We start from the raw sequence: 21,754 nt of genomic DNA on the forward strand, positions 1-21,754 counted from the left end.
TTTTTAGCATTTACCTATAAAAGGTAAAAATGTATATTTATTTATAATTTATATATATTATCCACATGGATGAGAATAATTACTTACCATTAATAGCTTATAAGAAACTATTATCCTATGTATAATGAAAGATATATACAAGGGGGAAGTGAAACGATGTCTATCGGCAGAATTATTTACTATCATCGAAAAAAACAAAATAAAACACAAGAGCAACTTTGCAAAGGGATATGTTCAACCACTCATTTAAGTAAGATTGAGAATAGTTCTAAAGAGGGGAACCTGGAAACATTAGAATTGCTTTGTAAACGACTCGGTGTATCGATTGAAGAGGAAACGGCCAAAACGCTATATTTAAAACGGCAGCTGGCACAATTCTATGAAGCGATCGAAAGACTTCATCGAGATCATGCCGAAAGACTGTATCAGGAGTTAGAAAAGCATAGAGATTATATTCAATGTACGGAAATGGTTTACTTATATGAACTTTACATGCTTCGATATCTATTATTCACGAATAACCCGACCGAGTATCAACAAGCTTCTCTAGGACTAAAAAAGAATATGAGCAAATTTTCTTCGTTTGAAAAGTACCTGTGGGAGTTCTTTCAGGGGATCTATTATGGACAGAAACAGCAATATTCCACGGCGATTTCCATTTTTGATAAAATAGAGGATAAAGCCGATCTGTATAGTGAAAAAGTTACGGATTACTATTACTATAAAGCGGCCAATCATGGATTATTGAAGCATTTTACCCTGTCTCTTCACTACTCCTATAAGGCTTTGCGGATTTTTCAGAACACAGGGAATATCTTACGGATCCTTCATGTGAAAATAGGACTTTCAGCTAACTTAATCTATATTAACGATCTTGAACGTGCAGAAGTGATGCTGAATACGGCCTTAAACGATGCGGAGATGTTAAAAGATAACGAAACGAAGATTACAGCTCTTCATAATTTTGGCTTGTTAAACAGAAAAAAAGGAAGGCTACAAGAGTCGTTAGAGTATTTCTCCCAGTCGCTCACATTGAAAAAGAAGCAAACAATCAGTTATTATGGCACATTGGTGGAAATGGTACAAGTATTGCTGGACTTGAAAGAGAGTGAGCTGGCGATTAATCTTTTGCAGGAGAATCTAAGAGACTTTAAAGATCAGCAGTCCAGTAAATATGTAGAATTGATGGTGCTCTATTTAGATGCGATAAAGGATGACAAACGGCTTAGTGATTTCTTAATCGATCGTGGTCTGCCTATGATGAAACAATATGATCTTTATAAGGCTGCAGCATTTTCAGAGCGATTAGCGGTATATTTTAAAGAAAAGGGAGACCTGATTTCTTCCAATCAATATCTTCATTTATCCAATGAACTATTAAAAAAATTGATTTTTAACCATAATGAACCAATCTAAATGAAACGTTTAAGCAAGCAACTGTTAAAGGTTGCTTGCTTTTGATTTTTTTGAACTTTAATAGGTGTTAAATATTCTTTTTGAATAGTAGAATGTACCTGTTTCGTGAGCTGGGAATATGACTATATAGGTATAATTACTTCTTAATCAGAAACTTTCCCAACTTTGCCCCACCCCTGACCTCTTAAGTTACATTAATGACTTCATGAAATGAACAGGAACTTGTAAGAAGTGTCGAAATATATTAAGAATTTTCCCAATTAACAGACTCCTCGAAAATGATTACTATTTAGGTTGTAAACAAATCTGCGTCACGGATGAATATTAGAGGGGGAAGAGTATGAATAAGAAACGTTCAGCTAAGATCTTGACGGTTGCACTGACTGCAAGTCTATTAGGAACATCAGGAATTCCATTTAACGTTATGGCAGAAAGTGCGCCTAATACATCTAAGTTCACACAGGTAAAAGATGTAGAAGAGACGTTGATGAATCTATCGGATGAGCAAAGAAAGGCTTTGAAACAAATCGAAGCAAAACCGGATTTTGAAGTCGCTCCGAATATCAATACGGAAAGCGAAGGGCTTGTTGATGTAATCGTTGAATTTAAACAGGCACCTGCGAAAGTTGAAGTGATGAAACAGGCGGCTAAAGGGGTTCGTACGACTACGAAAGCAGCGGCTGAAAAGGTAGAGAAATCTCACAGTGAATTTAAACAAAACTTCCAGTCTATGAAAAATAAAAAGAGTGCAAGCCCCGGGTTACAAGAGGCAAAAATCACGAAAGAATATCGTTCTGCCATCAATGGTGTAGCGATGTCCATCCCGGGGAATGAGATTAAGAGTTTACTGGATTCCGGGGTAGTGAAACGGGTATGGAAAGATGAAGTCGTTCAGCTTGATCTTCCGGAAATGAAAGGGGAAGCTTCCGAATCCAAAATGATGGACAGTATTCCGCAAATTAATGTGGACAAGCTTCATACTGAAAATATAACGGGTGAGGGAATTAAGGTTGGAGTCCTCGATACAGGAATTGATTATCATCACCCTGATTTGCAGGGTGCCTATAAAGGTGGATATGATTTCATTGATAACGATAATGACCCTATGGAAACCACCTATGAAGATTGGCAGAATTCAGGTAAACCTGAGGTCAATCCTGCTTCTGGAACAGTCTACTATACTGAACATGGTACACATGTCTCAGGAACGATTGGTGGCGAACAGAAAAATACAGTCGACTATGCGGTGAAAGGAGTAGCCCCTAATGTAGATTTATATGGATATCGAGTTCTTGGTCCTTACGGTTCTGGAACATCCACAAGTGTACTTTCAGGGATTGAACAAGCCGTAACTGATGAGATGGACGTCATGAACCTATCTTTGGGTGCTTCTACGAATGATCCGCTATATCCGACTTCCGTTGCAGTTAACAATGCTATGCTCTCTGGTGTGGTAGCAGTAGTCGCTGCAGGTAACAGTGGACCGGAAGAAGGAACACTTGGGGCTCCAGGTGCAGCAGCCCTCGGCATTACGGTTGGGGCAAGTGATTTTGACATGGATATCCCCACCTTCCAATCCATGAGTGTAAATGGTGAAACATTTGAGAACGTTTTATTACTAGGGAAGAATTTTTCAGATGATTTGACATCTCTTCAAAACCAGTCCAAACAAGTGGTTTTTGCCGGACTTGGTTATGAAGCTGATTTCGAAGGGAAAGATGTAACGGGTAAAATCGCCTTGATTCAACGAGGGGAAATTGCCTTTGTCGAGAAAATGAAACATGCGAAAGAAGCAGGGGCAGAAGCTGTCATCATCTACAATAATCTAGACGGAGAGATTCAGGCTTATCTGGGAGAAGGATCAGAATACATCCCGACCTTCCGTATGACAAAAGCGGATGGTGAGCGTTTGAAAGGGTTAGGTGATAACGCGTCCATTGCGTTTGGGGAATTAGCGACTGTTCAAACAGAGGGGGATAACCTGGCTAGCTTCAGCTCAAGAGGACCTGTTGCTGGAAGCTATGATATTAAACCGGATGTTGTAGCACCTGGGGTAGCGATCTTCTCAACCATTCCTGAATATATCAATAGTCCGGAAGAAGGGGAAGACTATTCTGCAGCATATGCCCGCCTTCAGGGGACATCCATGGCAACGCCTCATGTAGCAGGTGTAGCAGCCCTGATGCTTCAAGAACACCCTGAGTATTCTCCATTTGATGTAAAAGCAGCACTAATGAACACGGCAGAAGACTTGAATGGTGACGTATCCGTATTCGAACAAGGGGCTGGACGTGTTGATGCCTATGATGCGGTACATGCCGATGTATCCATCAAAGTGATGGATACAACAAAAAATCTAAATGAAAATGGTGAAGAGGTAGAGATTAATGAAGAAACGGCTTCCATCTCTTTCGGAAGTCACTACAAAGATGACAAAGGAATTAAAGCAGAAAGCAACATGATCATTGAGAACAACGGTGGAGAAGAAAAGTCATTCGAGGTAGAAGTGGAATACCATGGAGAACGTACAGGCATCAAGGATTCAGTCGAAAACGGCATTGTGTTAGACGTTCCAACCAGTGTAGCCGTCTCCGCTAAGGGTTCGAAAGAAATTTCACCAGCGATCACGATTCCGGAAGATGCAGAAGAAGGTCGATATGAAGGGTATATTCACCTTACGAATGCAAGTGATGCGAGTGAAACGTACCAGGTTCCGTTTGCTATTCGAGTAACTGGAAAAGGTTTCGACTATCTTGAAACAGATAGACCAGCACTAGCAAATAATACACCGAAGTGGCAGTACTACAATCCATTCATCTCAGCAGCATTTCAAATGAAAAACCCGTTGACGAGGATAGACATTGTGTTGAAAGATGGAAAATCAGGTGATGCAATTGGATTCATTGCTTCCCTCCAACAAGCGGATGCAAAGCCTGACTTCAGATATTACATTCGTGGTGTTTTTGCTGGAGTCGTGTATCCATTTACAAATGATGAAGAAAATCCGATTTCCGAGCAATACGTTGATCTGCCTGAAGGGGACTATGATATGGAGTTCATAGGGTACGATGAAGAAGGAAAAACGTATAATATCGACACACCTGTCATTGTAGACAATTCAAAACCTAAAGTGAAATTTGATAAAGCTCCTGGTGTGTATGAAATCAGTGAAGATATGTACACAGAAGAGTTTGGAAAGAAAGCATTCTGGATCCACGGGAATGTGCAGGATGAAACAGTGGGTGTATTACGATCAAAAGGAATGGAATATGATCAATCTTCGAACAAATTCTTAATAGCAACCGGCTTCCGTGAGTATTTTAATTGTTGTTTCCCTCCAGCGGATTCAGAAGGAGACACAGAGTTTGGTATAGAGCCTTCTGATATTGCAGACGAGCCATTAAGATTAAGTTTGGCAGCTACTGATATTGCAGCAAACGTTAATTACCAAAGATATATCTTCCTCCAAGAAGGCACTGAGTACCTGACTTCTAAGTACAACAAGGAAGAAGTCGGGTTAAACGATACTGTGACTATGACGCTGAGCTTGAATAACGTGAAAGATCTTATTTCCGGAGAGTACACGATTCAGTATAAAGGGGAAATGTATTCATTCGAATCTGCAAAGCTAAATGAGCAATTTAAAGCCTATGCAGAAGAAAACGGACTTCAGGCATCAATTCTTGATCCTGTTGAGAGCGATTCTGGATATTACGCTAACGTCACGGTAGGGGCTACACTGAGCGGAGAAGGGTACTCAGGTTTGAATGGTGACATGCCTGTTGTGGACGTGACGTTCAAGGTGAATCAAGATGACTGGTTTTATGGATCTGACAAACTTGATGTAACAAAGTCAACTTACACAAAAGCAGGTGAGGATGATGCCGTAACTCTTCCATATTACAGCACTTCATCATATGATTTCGTGTCCAAACATTCAAGGGTTGAAGGGAATATCAAACCAGAAGCATTTTTGAAGAAAAGTGGCAGTGGCAATCTTTTTTTACCAAATGGTGTAGCTCAAACTATCGGAGCGAAGGTATATGCCTTGTCAACGGATGGTGAGAAATATGAGGGCAGCATCGCTTCAAATGGGAAATACACGATCTATGGTGTCCCGGCTACACGTGAGACATACAATGTCGTAGTGGAAATTCCAGGACATTTAAAGACCTACACGCCATTCATAAGTGGATTTGAATTGAAAGGTGAAGACTATGGAAGGTTCGTTTCAGCAGGAACTAAGATCAGTCTTGCTGGAGATGTGAACAACGATAGCTTGATCGACATCAAAGATATCAGTGACATCGTTGAGTATTACGGTCAAGAGAACCCAGAAGTCCAAACATTCGATGTAAATCAGGACGGTATCGTGAACGAGACGGACGTACGTTTCATTGAGAAGAACTTCCTGACGAAGGGACCGGATGCTCCTAAAGGGAAATCACCTAAGGAAACAAACGGGAAAAAAGATCTGGCCTATTATTTGAATATGATTGGATTAGAGCTAACTGAATAAAAGCTTCTCATGAGAAACTAAATCAAAAGGGGGGGAGAACGCTGTCCATGGACAGCGTTCTCCCCCCCTTTTCTGCTATCTATCATTTGAGGAGATGACCCATTACTCTCGTTTAAAAGTAAATGCTATCAGTAGATTGAGCCTATTTTCATAAAACAAATTCTTTTAAAGTGTTCCTACAGGTTTTTCCTCCAAATGTAGAAAATTACCCCAATAAATTAATTGAATATTCCTTCTATTCTCCTACTATTTGATGCTGTAAAAAGGAAATGTAAATCAATCTTGACTATTTAAGGGTGAAACGACCCATTATTCGCCTCTCAATAGACTGGGACTCCCCCAACAGGATACATGATCATTTAATAGAAATGGTTACGTGGTACTCCAAATACGAAAAATAAAGGAGGGGAACGTTTAGGGGGGGAGTATCCATGGCAGGCACTGTCATTAGGATATCTACAAAGGAGGAAGCGAGAGTACTAGATAGAGCTTTGATCATTGTAAGCTTCTATCAAGCTATGAAAAAAGGAAAATACTAATTTTAATAAAAGGGGGAAATAAAGTGGTTTCTAAGAAAAATACGTTATCTATTGGATTGATGTCCGTACTCCTAAGCAGCAGTATGGTTTCGCCAGCAAGTGCTGAATTCTATCAGTCGAAGGAAGAAAAGGCACCTGCACAAATCCAAAAGGCACAGCTTCCATTGATGGATATGGAAAAAAAGGCGACCGATGATCCATTATATGGACAGGATCTAAAAGCATTCAACCCTAATGAGAATATTCGCCTAATCGTTGAAGTGGACGTCAATAAGAAACTGAAAACGTCACCTGAAAAGCAGGTTGAGAAGATTCAAAATACGTTTATGAAAAAGAGGGATGCTTCTTCTAAAGTCATACATACGTATTCAACAGGATTCTATGGATTCAGTATGGAAACGACGATGAAAGACGCTGAAAAGATTAAAGAAATGGAAGGCGTTAAGGATATTCGCGTTGCGAAAACGTACGAACATATGGACGTAAAGAGCAACGAACTAGTCGAAGCGATGAATGTATGGACGAAATATAATTACAGCGGTGACGGGATGGTCGTAGCGATCGTGGATTCGGGAATCGATTATCGACATGAAGCCATGACGCTTTCGGATAAAGGAAAGAAAAAAGCGAAGTATAATGAAACCAACGTCCAAGAGAAGCTTGATGAGTCGGAAGTAAATGATGTTTGGTATACAGACAAAGTACCGACAGGCTATGACTGGGCGGACCATGATACAAATGTCATCCCGGCAAGTAATTCCCATGGAACCCACGTAGCCGGCATTGTCGGGGCATACGAAGAATCCCAGAAAAAGGCGATGGGGGTCGCACCGGATGTACAGCTATTAGCTGAAAAGGTATTCTCTGATAAAAGAAGCGGTGCCTATGACGATGATATTACAGCGGGAATCTATCATGCCGTGGAGTTCGGTGCGGATGTCATCAATTTAAGCCTCGGATCTGATGCAGGAAGCGTAGATGCGAATGATCCGGTACAACGTGCCATTCAATATGCAACAGAGCATGGTGTGTTGGTCGTAGCTGCGGCAGGGAATGCATCTTATAGTACAAAACAAAACTTGCTGGAAAGATCTCAATTACCTCTGGCTAAAAATCCGGATATCGGTCTAGTAGGTGACCCAGGTGTCACGCCCTCCGCACTGCAGGTTGCTTCATCTGAAAATGATCAGATGAATGTCAATGCTTTTAGTTTGAATGATGGAAGTAAGCTTGGGTACCAAACGCAGTACAGTTCTAAAAAGTTCAGTGATGAACTCGAAGCCGATAAAGAATACGAATTGATTTTCGCAGGTGAAGGTTTTGGCAGTCATCTGGATGGCTTGGATTTAGAAGGGAAGATTGTAGTTGCAAAGCCAAAATCGTATTCTGTTTATTCGACCCTTCAATATGACTCTGCAAGAAAAGGGGCAGTCGGCATCATTGTCATTCCACCGGATAAGTACCCATCTTATGCAAGTTTAAATTTCTCAAGATACACTATTCCAGCTGTTACGACTGGACATACAGAGGGAGATAAACTGGTAGAACGATTACAAGGCGGAGAGAAAATCTCAGTAGAATTATCAGAGGAAGGTGTTTGGGTGCAAAATCCGACAACTGAACCGATGTCTTATTTCTCTTCTTATGGTTCACCAACAGATCTTAGCTTTAAACCTGAAATCACAGCACCTGGCGGAAAGATCAGCTCAACAGTACTCAACAACGAATATGAAGTCATGAGTGGAACGTCCATGGCCACTCCACATGTAGCAGCTGGAGCGGCTTTACTCCTTGAAAAGTATTACGAGGAGTTAGGTTTACCAAAAAATGAAGATACGGTCTTAAAAGCGAAGAATGCTTTAATGAACACGTCTGAGGTGTTAACGAATCCAGATGATGAGAACTCCTTATACTCACCAAGACGCCAAGGGTCAGGCTTGATGAAGATTGAGCAGGCGATTAAATCTCCTTATCTTGTAGAACATGTAGGGGCTCCTTTAGAAAAGGCAGCATCTGTTGCATTAAAAGAAGTAGGCAGAACATTCGATTTCACATTGGATGTCGAGCCGCTCTCGAGGAAGCTTGAAAAAGCCAATGACCAGTATGAAATCGTCGTAGATGTGCTAATGGATGAAACAGAGAAGAAGACATATAACGGAGTGGAAAGAGACTATCTAACCTTACACTCGGTTCCTATCGATGGGGCAGTTGTAAAAATCAACGGAAAACAGCTGGGTGACCAGAAATTTCAATACAAACCACGTCGTGATGGCGAAGTAAAGATCTCTGTCACATTGCCGGAAGAGCTAAGTGAAGGACGTTTTGTTGAAGGGTTTGTTCGCTTTGTTCCTAAGGGAAGCTCTGTAAAAGATTTAGCGACTTTAACGATGCCGTTCATGGGATACTACGGTGATTGGGGTGCCATTGATAATATTGATGAGAGCCCGGTTAATGGAGATCCTTTCTTAGGATACACTGTTCTTTGGAATGACATGCTGAACTTGCCTATGGGATATAACACTTCTACTGGAACATTTGATCCGGATGAGATCGGTTATTCCAAGAATGCAGTCCCTACAGGTATGTACCCATCCTTCACAGCGTTTCGAAATTTGAAAGAAATGTCTCTAAAGGTGGAAGATGAAAATGGAAAAACGGTTGCCCATATCACGAATTTTGGTGAGTTCACGGAAGACGGCAGTCCTTATCCTTTCAGAAAGAATATCATGAGCTATGGAGATTATTCCTATAAGTTCGATGGGATGTACTGGAGTGGTAAAGATGACGAAGGAAACCAACTTCCTGACGGTAACTATACGTATGTATACGAAAGTACCTTGAATTATGAGGGGGCTGATCCTCAACAAACGAAGATTCCGATTAAACTTGATTCTGGTGCTCCCGTTGTTAAAAATATCAACATTGCAGAACTTGCAGATGGGAAGTATAAGGTCACGTGGGATGTACAAGAAGAAGGAACGAAACATATCGGGAATTTCATCTGGGTCAATGATGGCTATCAGAAGTCAGTAAGCGCGGATTCAAATGAGTATATTACCGAAGAGAAACCTGAGATTGTCATGATTTCAGCAATAGATGGTCTTCGGAATGTTGGCGTCGGGTATACCGGAAATGAAGAATTGCTACATGCAGGTCCTTTTATCAATTATTTGAACATTTCTGGAACCAATGTAAATGAAACAAAACCTGCTTCCATCTTAATCTTTGGATATAAACGAATGGATTGGCATATTGAGATTTCAAATGCAGAAGGCGATATGATCGAGTATGCCGATATTGAAAATGAACACTCTATTTATGGTTTGAAATGGTATGCTGGGACAGAGTATCCAGACGGTGACTATTATGTGACTGTAACAGGAACGGATGAGACAGGATTATCCTTGACGTCTGAGAAGAAGAAAATTACTGTGAAACATTAAATGACAAGCCAAGAAGATCCTGTAGAATGGGATTTTCTTGGCATTCTCTATTTAGAATAAATCTGTCTGCCTCTTATCCTGTGAAAATACTTCACACGAAGATACGATTATCATTTTTTATTAGTTTCAGAAATCACTGTTATATTTTGGTGTTGATGGTATCGGCTTTCAATAAATACGACATTGTAACCAAGTATCCCCCAAGTTTAGTAGAACAAAAGATATGGTCCTTATGTACTATTTTGTGTGAGGAGCCCTTAGCTATCTTTCGGAAATAGTTGATTTTTCTGATTTTCTTCGTTAGGTATACACAAAAACCATCATATCCGGTCTCCCTAATTTGACAAAATTCCCCCCAATGACTGATTTATCTTTCGACCTTATAATTGAATTAGAAAGAAAAAGGGGTTGAAGTCATGAAAGCTAGCAAATATTCAAAAATTGTATTAAGTGCGGGGCTTCTTATGGGTGGAGTTGCACCTTTAAGTCATGGGCCAGCGGTACATGCAGAAACACAGTCTGATGCGATGAAAATCTTGGCGGGTTTGTCAACAGAACAACGTGAGGCCTTGGACAAATTAGAAGCCAATCGATCAATGAGGGGTTTGCAATTATCAAGAGACATTGATTTGAAAAGTGAAGAAGAAGTGACCGTCATTGTCGAATTTGAACAACTTCCTGCAAAGACAGAACAAATTCAACAATCTTTAAAGGGGAAAGAAGTTTCTTTTGAGAAGGCAAAGAAACAGGTAGAAGAGTCACACGCAAAATTTAATAAAGACTTAAATGAAAAATTAGTGAAAAAGACGAAATCGGGGAAAGACAACTACGAAATTAAGCACACGTATAAAGATGCGTTTAATGGTGTAGCGATGACTCTACCAGCCAATGAAGTTGAAAACCTATTAGAATCAGAAATCGTTAAGGCTGTATACAGTGAAGAGGAAGTCCAGCTTTCTCCACCACCGAAAACGGATGAAGAAGAAGGATCAACCACAAAAGTGGACAGTATTCCTTTCATGAATATTGACCAGCTACATAAAGAAGGGTTCACTGGCAAAGGAGTTAAGGTTGGTGTTATTGATACAGGAATCGATTATAACCACCCTGATTTAAAAGATGCCTATAAAGGCGGATACGATTTTGTAGATAAAGATGATGATCCGATGGAATCGACGTATGATGACTGGAAAGCTTCTGGATATCCTGAGAACAATCAAGGGAACAGTTACTACACGGATCATGGTACACATGTTTCAGGAACGATTGTGGGTCAAGCTGTAAATGATTCAGATTACAAAGTGATTGGTGTCGCTCCAGATGCGGAATTGAATGTATACCGGGTATTAGGACCATACGGATCTGGATCAACGAGTAACATTCTTGCAGGAATCGACCGTGCCGTGGCAGATGGAATGGATGTCATCAACCTCTCCCTTGGAGCAGCAACGAATAACCCTTTATATGCAACGAGCATAGCCGTTGATCATGCCGTATTAAGTGGTGTTACAGCAGTTGTTGCCGCGGGGAACTCTGGGGATCAAGGGAATTATACGTTGGGATCTCCAGGTGCCGCTGCCCTTGCTTTGACGGTAGGAGCAAGTTCTGCACCATCTTTTGTCACGACGTATGATGGCGTGTTCTCTGTGGAAAGTAAGGATCTGGATGGAGTTCTACAGTTAATGACGAACAAATGGACGGATGAGTTTAGTAAGCTCCAAGGCCAAAGCTTTGAAATGGTTGAAGTAGGAGAAGGTGGACCTGCTGATTACAACGGGAAAGATGTCTCTGGAAAAGTAGCCTTCGTGGCTCGCGGCTCCTATGCACTCATCGAAAAAATGGAATACGCGAAACAAAATGGTGCAAAAGCCGTCATCATTTATAATATGAATCCAGATGAAGGGCATATCCCTCATTATTTAGGCGAAAGCAATGACAATATCCCTACTTTTTCATTAACGAATCAAGATGGTTTAGCAGTGAAAGAACTATTCAAAGATGGAACACCAACCATCACTTTGGGAGAAATGGGGGAAGCGGAAATCAGCGGTGATGAGCTTGCATCCTTCAGTTCAAAAGGTCCTTCAGGAACATTGTATGATATCAAGCCAGAGGTAACGGCACCTGGGGTCAATATTCTCTCAACCGTTCCATCCTATATGCAGAATAAAGAAGATTCATCGGATTATTCACATGCCTATCAACGGTTATCAGGCACATCAATGGCGTCACCTCAAGTAGCGGGGATTGCAGCATTATTACTTCAAGCACATCCTGATTATACGCCAAGCGAAATTAAATCTGTGTTAATGAATACGGCAAATCCATTGAAGAATCAATATAGCGTATTTGAAGTTGGAGCGGGAAGAGTCGATCCAATGCAAGCCATCCATTCGGACACGATGATTTCCGTTCTGGATGAAACACCATTTATTGAAAACCAGGAAGAAATCATCATTCCGGAACAAACCGGTGGTCTAAGCTACGGTTTTATCCCAATGGGGGATGAACATATTACAAAAACGACGAATCTATCGATTACAAATAATAGTGATAAAAATAACAAATATGATATTTCAGTAGAATTTAATGTGGGCGCAAAAGCTTCTGATTCCCTGGATGCAGAGAAAAACGGTGTGAAGCTCGATGTGCCAACCTCCATGAAAGTCAAGAAAGGGAATGTGGAACAATTCAACGCAGTAATCACCATCCCGAAAACGGCTCAAAAAGGAACATATGAAGGATACATCGTGATTCAAAATCAAAAGGATCCAGAGAACAGCTATCGTATCCCATTCGGAGCGAAAGTCGTGGAGGAAGGAATCGGCTACTTTGATGTTTATACGAAAAGTATTTCGACTAATCGCGTGAACAATCCTTATAGCAGAAAAGAAACCGATCTTGATTTCAGATTGAATTCCCCGATGGAAAGATTGGATTGGGTACTGGTTGATCCAGATACGAAAGAAGACCTGGGATGGATTACAGGTGTGAATGCAACAGGAGCTGCAATCGATGTCGATTATTATATTGAAGAGGGGTTCTATGGATATTATTATCCATTAACAGGACATGATAAAAAGCCGATCAGCTATACAAAAGTGAGAGTGGAAGATGGCATTTATGATGTGAAGATGATCGGAACGACGAAAGATGGAAAGCAGTTTGCCAAAACATCCACCATTAGCTTAGATAACGGGGCACCGACAGTCGTTTATGATCAGACGAATTCATTGCCAACCGGTGACTTTCCGATTGTAGAGCTGGAAGAGGGCCAAGAAACAGTCACTTTATCAGGAACTTTATTGGATTCAGAAATAGAGGAAACGGCAAAGACCGATATCCCGCTCACTCAAGCAAGTAATAATATATGGTATGGGACGAATGGTCCAAGCTATCGACTACAAGTGGATGAAAATGGACAGTTTTCAAAGGAAATCAATGTAAAAACGTCATCCATCAGAGAAATGCAATATTTAGGAGCTGATTATGCTGGAAATACAGCTATTCCTAAAGTGGTCTACTATGCACCTAAAGGACTTCAATATGTTTTCGCGAAACCGGATAAAGAGTCTTACCAAATGGGTGACAAGATCACTTATACATTCTACGCTAACAATTTGGAAGAAGCCCATGACTTTTCAATGTATACCTATAACTCAAGTAAGCTTTTGGATTCTGTTGAATTCCAATTAGCGGATGGGTTACCAGAGGGATCAGAATTGAATGTGACAAAAACCGGTACAACAAGTGTCAGAAATGATATTGAGATAAAAATTCCAGATGAAGGCGTATCAGGAGACGTTGCATTATTCAAGATTGTAGCTGATACGAATGAGCAGGAGTTTTTCAATACGTATTCTCCATTGTTCAGTAGTGTAAGTACGATGAAGATTAATAACGGACCACGGATCCCGACGAAAATGGGAGCTCACCCAGTCTATCCGAAAGTATCAAAGGTTAATGCAGGATTTATAGGCGCAGAAGGACTCCTGACAGATGCAGGTCGGTTTGATTATAGCCGGGATTACACACAAATAGGTGCCACTATACACTTAGAGGATACAAATGGAAATACTTATCCTGTCACCATACCGAAAAACGGTGTTATTTCTATCGAACAACTACCATCATCTGTACAGAAGTATACCGTCGTTACGGATGTACCAGGACACTACACAACATATACACCACTTGAAGCGGGACGTACAGAAAATGGTGTAGATATTGGTGAATACATCACTTATTATATGGCCGTTTCCAAGCCTGGAGATATCAATAAAGACAATGCCATCGATATTCACGATGCACTACTGCTTCAAGATCATTGGGGAACGGACTATCGAAATACGGATATCAACTTCGATGGTACGACAGATGAAAAAGACTTTACACTCCTTGAGAAGTATTACTTGTCTGAAAATGATTTTGTATTAGATACTCCAGATCCTCAATCTGAAGTAGATGGTAATACGATTGACACGATTAAAGAGGAACTGGGAATTAATCCTTAACGGTTTCATTTCGAAACATTTTGATGAACGTAATCAACCAGAAGAAAGGGTAGTCCGTTAAGGGCTGCTCTTTTTTCGTGAATGAAAATTCATCGAGATTACACTTTACTCCTACTTTGGAAAAGTCCGAATAGACAAAAAATAACACTATTTCATTAAAGAATGAAAAGGTATGATAATAAAAAGAGGTAATGAGAAGAAATTTTTCGGGAGTGATCATGATGAGTTTAGGACTACTTATAAAATTTTACAGAGAGAAAAAAGAACTAACACAAGAAGAACTTGGAAAAGGGATTTGTTCCGTTACACATATAAGTAAAATTGAGCGTGGAAACACCCAATATTCCTCTGAAATCACACAATTGCTAATCAATAAACTGGGTATAGATCTTGAAAAGGAATTGCAGTCTCTTCAGAAATATGAGCGTTTGCTTGATCAATGGCATGAAAGCATGGTTTTACAGCAGGAAAATGAAGTAGAACGCTTGAAGAGCGAGGTAGAAAAGAATTCATTATTTCTCATCCAATCCGTTAAGAATAAATATTTTTTATTACAAACAAGATATTATCTTCTGCAAGGGAACATAGCCCAGGCGGAAAACTTGCTGGATAAAATGAAAAAACACCGTAAAGAATTAAACTCCTATGAACATCACCTGCTTCATCATCTTCTAGGTATCTCAGAAATGTTAAAAGGGGACTTCAAGAATGCCCTGGAGTATCTTCTTAAAATTAATGAAAAAGAATATTTAAATCATGAGTTCTTCTATCAAATCGCAATAGCCTATCATAACCTTCAATTTAAAGTAAAGGCCTACCACTATAGCGAAGTGGCACTTGATTATTTCAGGAAAACGAATAATTTTAAAAAGGTCATAGATGCTGAAACCATCAAGTTAATCAATGAAGGAAGAAACGAACTGTGGGATTTTGAGGAACTGGTAGAGCGGTATAATCGCTTAATTGCACAATGTGCTGTTTTAAATGAATCATCTAAAAAGGCGGTATTATTAAGCAACTTAGCATATGAACATTCGTTTGCAGGAGATAATGAAAGGGCGAAAATGTATTATAAGAAGACATTGGCATTATTGGAAACGAATAAAAAGTCGCCTGTCTATCTCAATAATTTGATTGGGTACGTTTATAGTTGCCTTCATATCGAAGGAGTTCAAGGAGAACGAAACCTCAAACAACTGATAGAAGCAGGAAGTCAAATCGCAAGGGAGATCCAAGATCAGAGCAGTTTCCTTTTCTTCAAGATGCTTCATTTATTACATGACGATAAAAAAGAGTTGTATTACAAATTTATTGAAGAAAAAATCATTCCCATGTTGGAGGAAAACGGGAAAAACCAACAATTACATACATATGTAAAAACAATGTATCAGCATTATTTAAGTCAGGAAAATTCGAGAAAAGCCTTATATTATGCGAACAGATTGATTCAAAATTGATTGATATACTTAGGGGAATGGAGGTCCACCCTGGATACGGTTTGACTAAAAATAGCATTATGAACATCAGTAGCAAACTAATAATGGGTAATAAAAAGATGATCTGCAATAAGTAGTATATCCCCCCAATGATGTTTGAAAAGACAATCTATAGGAGACAATCCTGATAGATTGTCTTTTTCATTCCGAAAAAAAGGAGATATAAATGTTATGGAGAAGTGCTACAAGAGACTAATTATGGTGTTTTCACTTCTATATCTTGTTGGGTGCCAAGCTGACAACGGAGAGAATGCCTATCAAATGGACCAAAATGGGGTGGAAGAAACAATGAATTTGCCTATAAAAGTAGATCCGGCGATTGACTTATCAAATGGAGAGGTTATTTCAATCATCATTGAATTTAAGGTCAAACCTGCAAAAATAGCCGTTTTAGAAGCAGAAGCTCTTGGAGCGGAGATGACATTGGAAGCAGCTAAAGAACACGTTGAACAAAGTCATCAGGCTTTTGAGAAAGAACTTAAAGACTTTTTGGATGATAATGATGTTAAATATCTCATCAAGCATCGATATAAAACAACCTTTAATGGAGTGTCAATGGAATTACCGGCCAATGAAATTAAGAGATTAATGGGCTCTTCTGTTATTTCAAAGATTTATCCAAACCAGGAAATCCAATTGGATCCTCCTATCCAACCTTCAGATCAAATGTAAATAAAGATAACCCTCACACCTTGAATCAGTAAGGTGTGAGGGTTATCTTTTTATCTAATCATAAAGATCACAATCATTTTCGAAAAATAGTATAAAAAAGTGAGAGAAATCGGGAAAATAGATCAGGTCCAAAGAACCACTCTCTTATTGTTGAAAAAGCCATATAATTGAAAAACTATAAAAATTTATAAGATTCAGTGCCGGTATATCATTGGGAAGCACTAAAAACAGTCAACTGAACAGTAAATAGTGAAAAAAGAACCGGGTGAAAAGCATTGTTTCGAGTGTTGAGAACCCTGCTGAAAACCCCAATTTTTTCATGATCACTTATTAGTATAATAGGAGTATCACTTATATTAAAATAAAGAATTTGAATGAAATGATTTATCGTATACTACATCACCCTGGAGGTTAAATCATGCATATTGGGACATTTATTAAGTATTATAGGATCTTTAAGGGGATGACCCAAAAGCAGGTGGGAGATGGGATCTGTACACCTGGACATATCAGTAAGATTGAAAGCGGGCACTTACAGATTACGGAAGATAAAATTAACTTGTTCAATCAAAGGTTCAATATTAACGTTGAGAAAGAGTTAAAGGCGTATAAAAAATTACAATTAGATTTGGAACTGTGGCATGATGTCATGATCAAGCAGGTAAACGGAAAGATTGAATTATTGAAGGAGACGATCGAACAAAATCCCTTAACCAAAATTGAAACCCTGAATGGCACCTTTAAGCTACTGAAAGCAAGGTACTTTATCATGAAAGGAGAGGTAAAAGAAGCTGCTTTCTATTTAAGTCAGTTTTCTAATAAGCGTCTGTCCTTCCATATGTTCGATTACGATTTTCAGTTATATTATCATATAAAAGGCATGTATGAGCTTGCAAAAGGAAATCCACAAACAGCCCTGAAGTATTTGGAGAGAATAGATCGAGATATTTATGCAAACCCTGAAGCCTACTATTATATGTCAGTTGGCTACCATGATCTTGGGCAGCATGACAATTCCCTGCAATATAGTGAGCTGGCTCTGAACTATTTCAAGGAAACGTTTAATTTTACAAGATGTATAGACGCTGCTACGATTCAGTTGGTAGCGGAGGGCAAAAGCGAAGAATCGAGTCTGGCCTCGTTGGAAGAGAAATATGATGAGTTGATCCAACATTGTGATAATCTGCATGATCATAGGAGAAAAGCCGTTCTTCACCTGAATTTAGGGAATCTTTATCGAGATGTCTTTGATGATAAAAAGGCAAGAGATGCATTTCAAATGGCATATGGATTATTGAAGCATGAGTCCGATAAAGAAATGTATGCAAAAAGCCTTTTGGGTTATATTGATAGTTCCATGGATGTAGACGGTTCCGCAAATAATGAAAAATATGCAAGTTTAATAGGAGAGGGACAGGCATCTGCGAGAGATATAAAAAACCCCTGCATGGAAACATTCTTTACGATGCTTGAGGTCAGGGTTCATGAGGGAGAGCAAGCATACTATCAATATGTAGAGAATGTCATCATCCCCCTATTGAAGGAAGAAGGGCAATACGCTCAGTGCAACTATTACATTCAAAAACTCTCCATTCATTATCGAATGGATGGGAGAGAGTCAAAAGGAAAGGAATGCGTTTTAAGCTGATGGTTATATGAACAGAAATTACAGTAAAGGAGTGGTTTGATGGAAAACCCGGATCGTTTAATATCATCATTTGATGAGGTGACATTAAGTGATTATAAGATGCCCATCATCTGTATATATTCCAGCCCGCAAGATTATCAAGGCATGTTTGTAGCAAGGATATTCGATGTCAATCAACCGACTCATTATATTTTGATGAGACCTACATTAGAAGCAATCAGAAGTGAAATTCCCGAACGCTTCTCGCTTATACCGAAAGCACAAGGAGAAGATTCCAGTATCGTCGAAACATGGATTTAATTCCTGGTAAAAAAGCTTCATCTCATTAATAGAGATGAAGCTTTTTACGTGTTTTCGTTGGCATAAGGGTAGAATTTACTTTCGATTCTCTTATATTCCCTAAGGTTTTCAGTTAGGCGTGCCAGCTTATGAACTTCTTGAAGAAGAAAGGTTTTATCTAATTCATAAATGACCTCTCTTTCAATATGATCAATGGTATTACAGGCAAATTCCCAAATGTCCTTGTGTTTGGATGGCTGGATGGATTCTGCAATGAGCGCCAGTGCCCGCACAATGTCAGTAATAATTAAATGATTGTCTTTAGCATAATGCCGGATATAGCCAAACCCGCGATACAGGTAATAATCAAATGCTTCGGACTGGAGAATGACCCGCACTCTTCTTTCCCGGTCGATCAAATGAGGAGTGAAGGATAAGTGATCCTCCACCGTCAGCATAAGGTCAGCCATTTGGTCAATCGTATTAGAAGCCGTTTTTGGATCATCATTTCCGAGTGCTTTGATCGCAACTTCAGCCAGCTTATGAATCCCCATTTGGAGGTCCTGGATTTCGGTCTCTTTATGCCCCATTTCAATGAAAGTGAGATAAAAACCATCCGAAATATCGTTGGTCTCAGGTCCCCAAATACTCATGATTTCATTGCCGGCCAATATATAATCTCCGACTTTGTAATGAAGTTGAATGATGATGTTATCCTGCATAGCCCGTTCGATCATTCCATGGAAATCGATTAACTGAATATATCCCGATTCCCTTGCCTGTATGTGAATGATGTTCTCCTTCTCATGTTCCATAAGGTCGCCATTATCTGTTGTTCGATGGGTTTCTAAATCATTTTTTAACGTCTGGTGGATCATCACTTCAGAAACCTGCTTCATATTGTACGTAATATTGTGTACCTGCATCCAAGTAGACGCATGGTTAATGAAGAAGATAAAGGTGACAGAAGTAAGAAAAGCGAGTCCGATCGTCATGATCGGGGCAGCCACAAACAGTTCTTCCTTTGAATTTCCGATAAAAAGAAAGAGGAGCAATACATATACAAAGCTGCCATTGAAAATCCCGAGGGCGTGCTGTGTTTGTTTGTCCGAAATGAAATCCAGGAGCATCCTGGGTGAAAATTGACCACTGAACATCGTGAGCACAACAAGCAGTGAATTCAAGGTGAAAGCACTGAGCGTCAGGATGGCCCCGATGAGTGTACTGACAAGCATGCGTGTAACAGATGCATCCATACTTAAGAAGTTAAAGGTATATTGAGAGATGTCAGCATACAGATCTAAATAGAGTGTGAGTGCTACAAGCAGTATGGAAAAACAAATATAAAAGAACGGCATATACCATATGGTCAGCCGAATCTCACGCATTCTCTGCCGTTTGGACATAAGCATATATTTTTTGATGGATAAGGGGAGCATTTTTTTCAGCATTATTGATCCGGTTCCTTTCAAATAAAGGGATATGGAATAGTTTTCCCTGGCAGAACAGGTTAAAACGTCTCTTTGCAAATTAGATTGATAAACTCCCAGACAGGGAGCAAATTTAAGTAAACCGATAGGGAATGAAGAGGTCTGTAATATTAGAAAGAATTTTTTAAAAATACTAAAAATAGTATTGACGAAGGAATGAATCCCCTTTATAATCCAATTCATACTCAAATAGAAAGTAATACCAAAACGAAACATTATATCTCTTATCAAGAGCGGCGGAGGGATAGGCCCGATGAAGCCCGGCAACCTGCAGGATCAGACTGTAAAGGTGCCAATTCCTACAGATTCCATGTGGATCTGGAAGATAAGGGGAGGAGCATGATCATTTAGCCCTCTTCTTAAAAGAAGAGGGCTTTTCTGTATACCTTTTTCTTTTCCGCTCATATCCCTCGAGTGGGTCTTCAACTGGAATGAATCATTCTTACGTATAAAGTGAAAAGTCGATAAAAGGAGGCTGAATGATGTCAACGATTAATGTGGCACTTCTAGGGTTCGGCACAGTAGGGCAAGGGGTCTGTGAAGCAATCGATACTCATCAGGACAGATTGAAGGAAGTCCTGGGTAAAGAGGTGAAGGTTAGGGCGATCCTGATTAAAGATCCCACAAAAGAGCGGAGCATTGAACCATCCATCAACGTCACAACGGATTTCCAAGACATCCTGGATATCCCGGACCTCGACGTGATCTTTGAAGCGATCGTAGGGGAAGAGCCGAGCTATACGTATTTAACCGAAGCCATTGAGAAGGGGGTTCATATCGTCACGGCCAATAAAGCGATGTTTGCCAAATATGGTCCTGAGCTATTGGAGAAGGCGAAAAGGAAGGGGATATCGGTCGGATTTGAAGCGACGACAGCCGGGGGAATCCCGGTGATCGGCAGTATCAGGCAGCTTCTGAAGGTGAATGAGATCAGACAAATTCAAGGGATCCTGAATGGTACGTCCAACTTCATCTTATCTCAAATGAGAAAAAGAGGTCTTGCCTTTGATACAGCCTTAAAGATTTCTCAGGAGAAAGGATACGCTGAAGCCGATCCGACAAATGACATCGAAGGCCATGATGCGTTCTATAAGTTGCTTATTTTAAGTCAAACAGCTTTTGGCAGACAGCCCGATTGGAAGAATATCCGACGTAAGGGGATATCCCACCTGACTGCAGAGTGGCTCCAGGCAGCGGAATCCTTTCGATTACGGTTTAAGCACGTAGGTTCTCTCCGTCGGGATTCAGTCGACCATATCCAAGGTGCAGTAGAGCCCATCCTTGTCCATGACACCCACCCTTTTTACGGTGTGGAGGATGTGGAAAATGCCATATCTCTTAAGGGCAGTCTTGTAGGGAGGATTACCCTGCTTGGTCCGGGAGCTGGAAAATTGCCTACAGGCAGCGCCATGGTAGAGGATTTCCTGTCGTTGATAGAGAGGAAGTATACAGACTCTGCCGTAAGTACCGTGAATACGGAAGAGGTTGTTGAAGAGAGCAGCCACCAATGGGTCTTAAGAATCCGTGAAACGGATGAATATCAAAACTGGCTTCCATCGTTCATTTTAAAGGATCGTATTCAGCTGGACGATTACTTGTACGTATTTGTTGAAGGCAGGAAAGAGACATTGGAATCGCTTCTTCGGACGCATGACCATATTCAAGCCGTCCCTATTTTAAAAGAAATACCGTTGGAAAATGAAGTGAAGACTGGAGCTGTTGTTTCTTAAAAGAAATC

10 protein-coding genes and 1 riboswitch are annotated in these 21,754 nt (G+C 40.1%); of the genes, 9 read left to right on the plus strand and 1 reads right to left on the minus strand.

The features are described 5' to 3' along the window. Positions 1-156: 156 nt before the first annotated feature. From ACOSV2_RS16545 to ACOSV2_RS16580, 8 genes are all read left to right on the plus strand, one after another. The gene (locus tag ACOSV2_RS16545; protein ID WP_428976096.1) at positions 157-1,416 is read left to right on the plus strand and encodes a helix-turn-helix domain-containing protein; all 1,260 of its coding nucleotides are present in this window, start codon (positions 157-159) and stop codon (positions 1,414-1,416) included. A gap of 340 nt (positions 1,417-1,756) precedes the next feature. Continuing rightward, the gene (locus ACOSV2_RS16550; RefSeq protein WP_428976097.1) at positions 1,757-5,935 is read left to right on the plus strand and encodes a S8 family serine peptidase; all 4,179 of its coding nucleotides are present in this window, start codon (positions 1,757-1,759) and stop codon (positions 5,933-5,935) included. A gap of 562 nt (positions 5,936-6,497) precedes the next feature. Beyond that, complete coding sequence (locus ACOSV2_RS16555) at positions 6,498-9,917, plus strand: S8 family serine peptidase (RefSeq protein ID WP_428976098.1); 3,420 nt, start codon at positions 6,498-6,500, stop codon at positions 9,915-9,917. Between the two features lie 416 nt (positions 9,918-10,333). Then, positions 10,334-14,431 carry a S8 family serine peptidase gene (locus ACOSV2_RS16560; protein WP_428976099.1) on the plus strand — a complete coding sequence of 1,366 codons (4,098 nt, stop codon included), beginning with the start codon at positions 10,334-10,336 and terminating at the stop codon, positions 14,429-14,431. A gap of 218 nt (positions 14,432-14,649) precedes the next feature. Continuing rightward, positions 14,650-15,888 (plus strand): helix-turn-helix domain-containing protein, encoded by a 1,239-nt coding sequence (locus ACOSV2_RS16565; protein ID WP_428976100.1) that lies wholly within the window; start codon positions 14,650-14,652, stop codon positions 15,886-15,888. Positions 15,889-16,098: 210 nt separating this feature from the next. Further along, entirely contained in the window at positions 16,099-16,599 is a 501-nt protein-coding gene (locus ACOSV2_RS16570) for a protease inhibitor I9 family protein (RefSeq protein WP_428976101.1), read from the plus strand. A 418-nt stretch (positions 16,600-17,017) separates the two neighbouring features. Beyond that, entirely contained in the window at positions 17,018-18,247 is a 1,230-nt protein-coding gene (locus tag ACOSV2_RS16575) for a helix-turn-helix domain-containing protein (protein ID WP_428976102.1), read from the plus strand. A 39-nt stretch (positions 18,248-18,286) separates the two neighbouring features. Further along, positions 18,287-18,547 carry a hypothetical protein gene (locus ACOSV2_RS16580; RefSeq protein ID WP_428976103.1) on the plus strand — a complete coding sequence of 87 codons (261 nt, stop codon included), beginning with the start codon at positions 18,287-18,289 and terminating at the stop codon, positions 18,545-18,547. A 44-nt stretch (positions 18,548-18,591) separates the two neighbouring features. Here the strand turns inward: ACOSV2_RS16580 and ACOSV2_RS16585 are convergent, their stop codons facing one another. Next, positions 18,592-19,977: a DUF2254 domain-containing protein gene (locus ACOSV2_RS16585; RefSeq protein WP_428976104.1), complete on the minus strand. Its 1,386-nt coding sequence runs from the start codon at positions 19,975-19,977 to the stop codon at positions 18,592-18,594. Between the two features lie 260 nt (positions 19,978-20,237). Then, positions 20,238-20,348: riboswitch (SAM riboswitch) on the plus strand. Between the two features lie 150 nt (positions 20,349-20,498). Between ACOSV2_RS16585 and ACOSV2_RS16590 the strand changes: the two genes are divergently transcribed. Next, positions 20,499-21,746, plus strand: a complete 1,248-nt coding sequence (locus ACOSV2_RS16590; protein ID WP_428976105.1) for a homoserine dehydrogenase — start codon at positions 20,499-20,501, stop codon at positions 21,744-21,746. The last annotated feature ends 8 nt before the right edge of the window (positions 21,747-21,754 follow it).

The organism is Rossellomorea sp. DUT-2 (assembly GCF_052665285.1).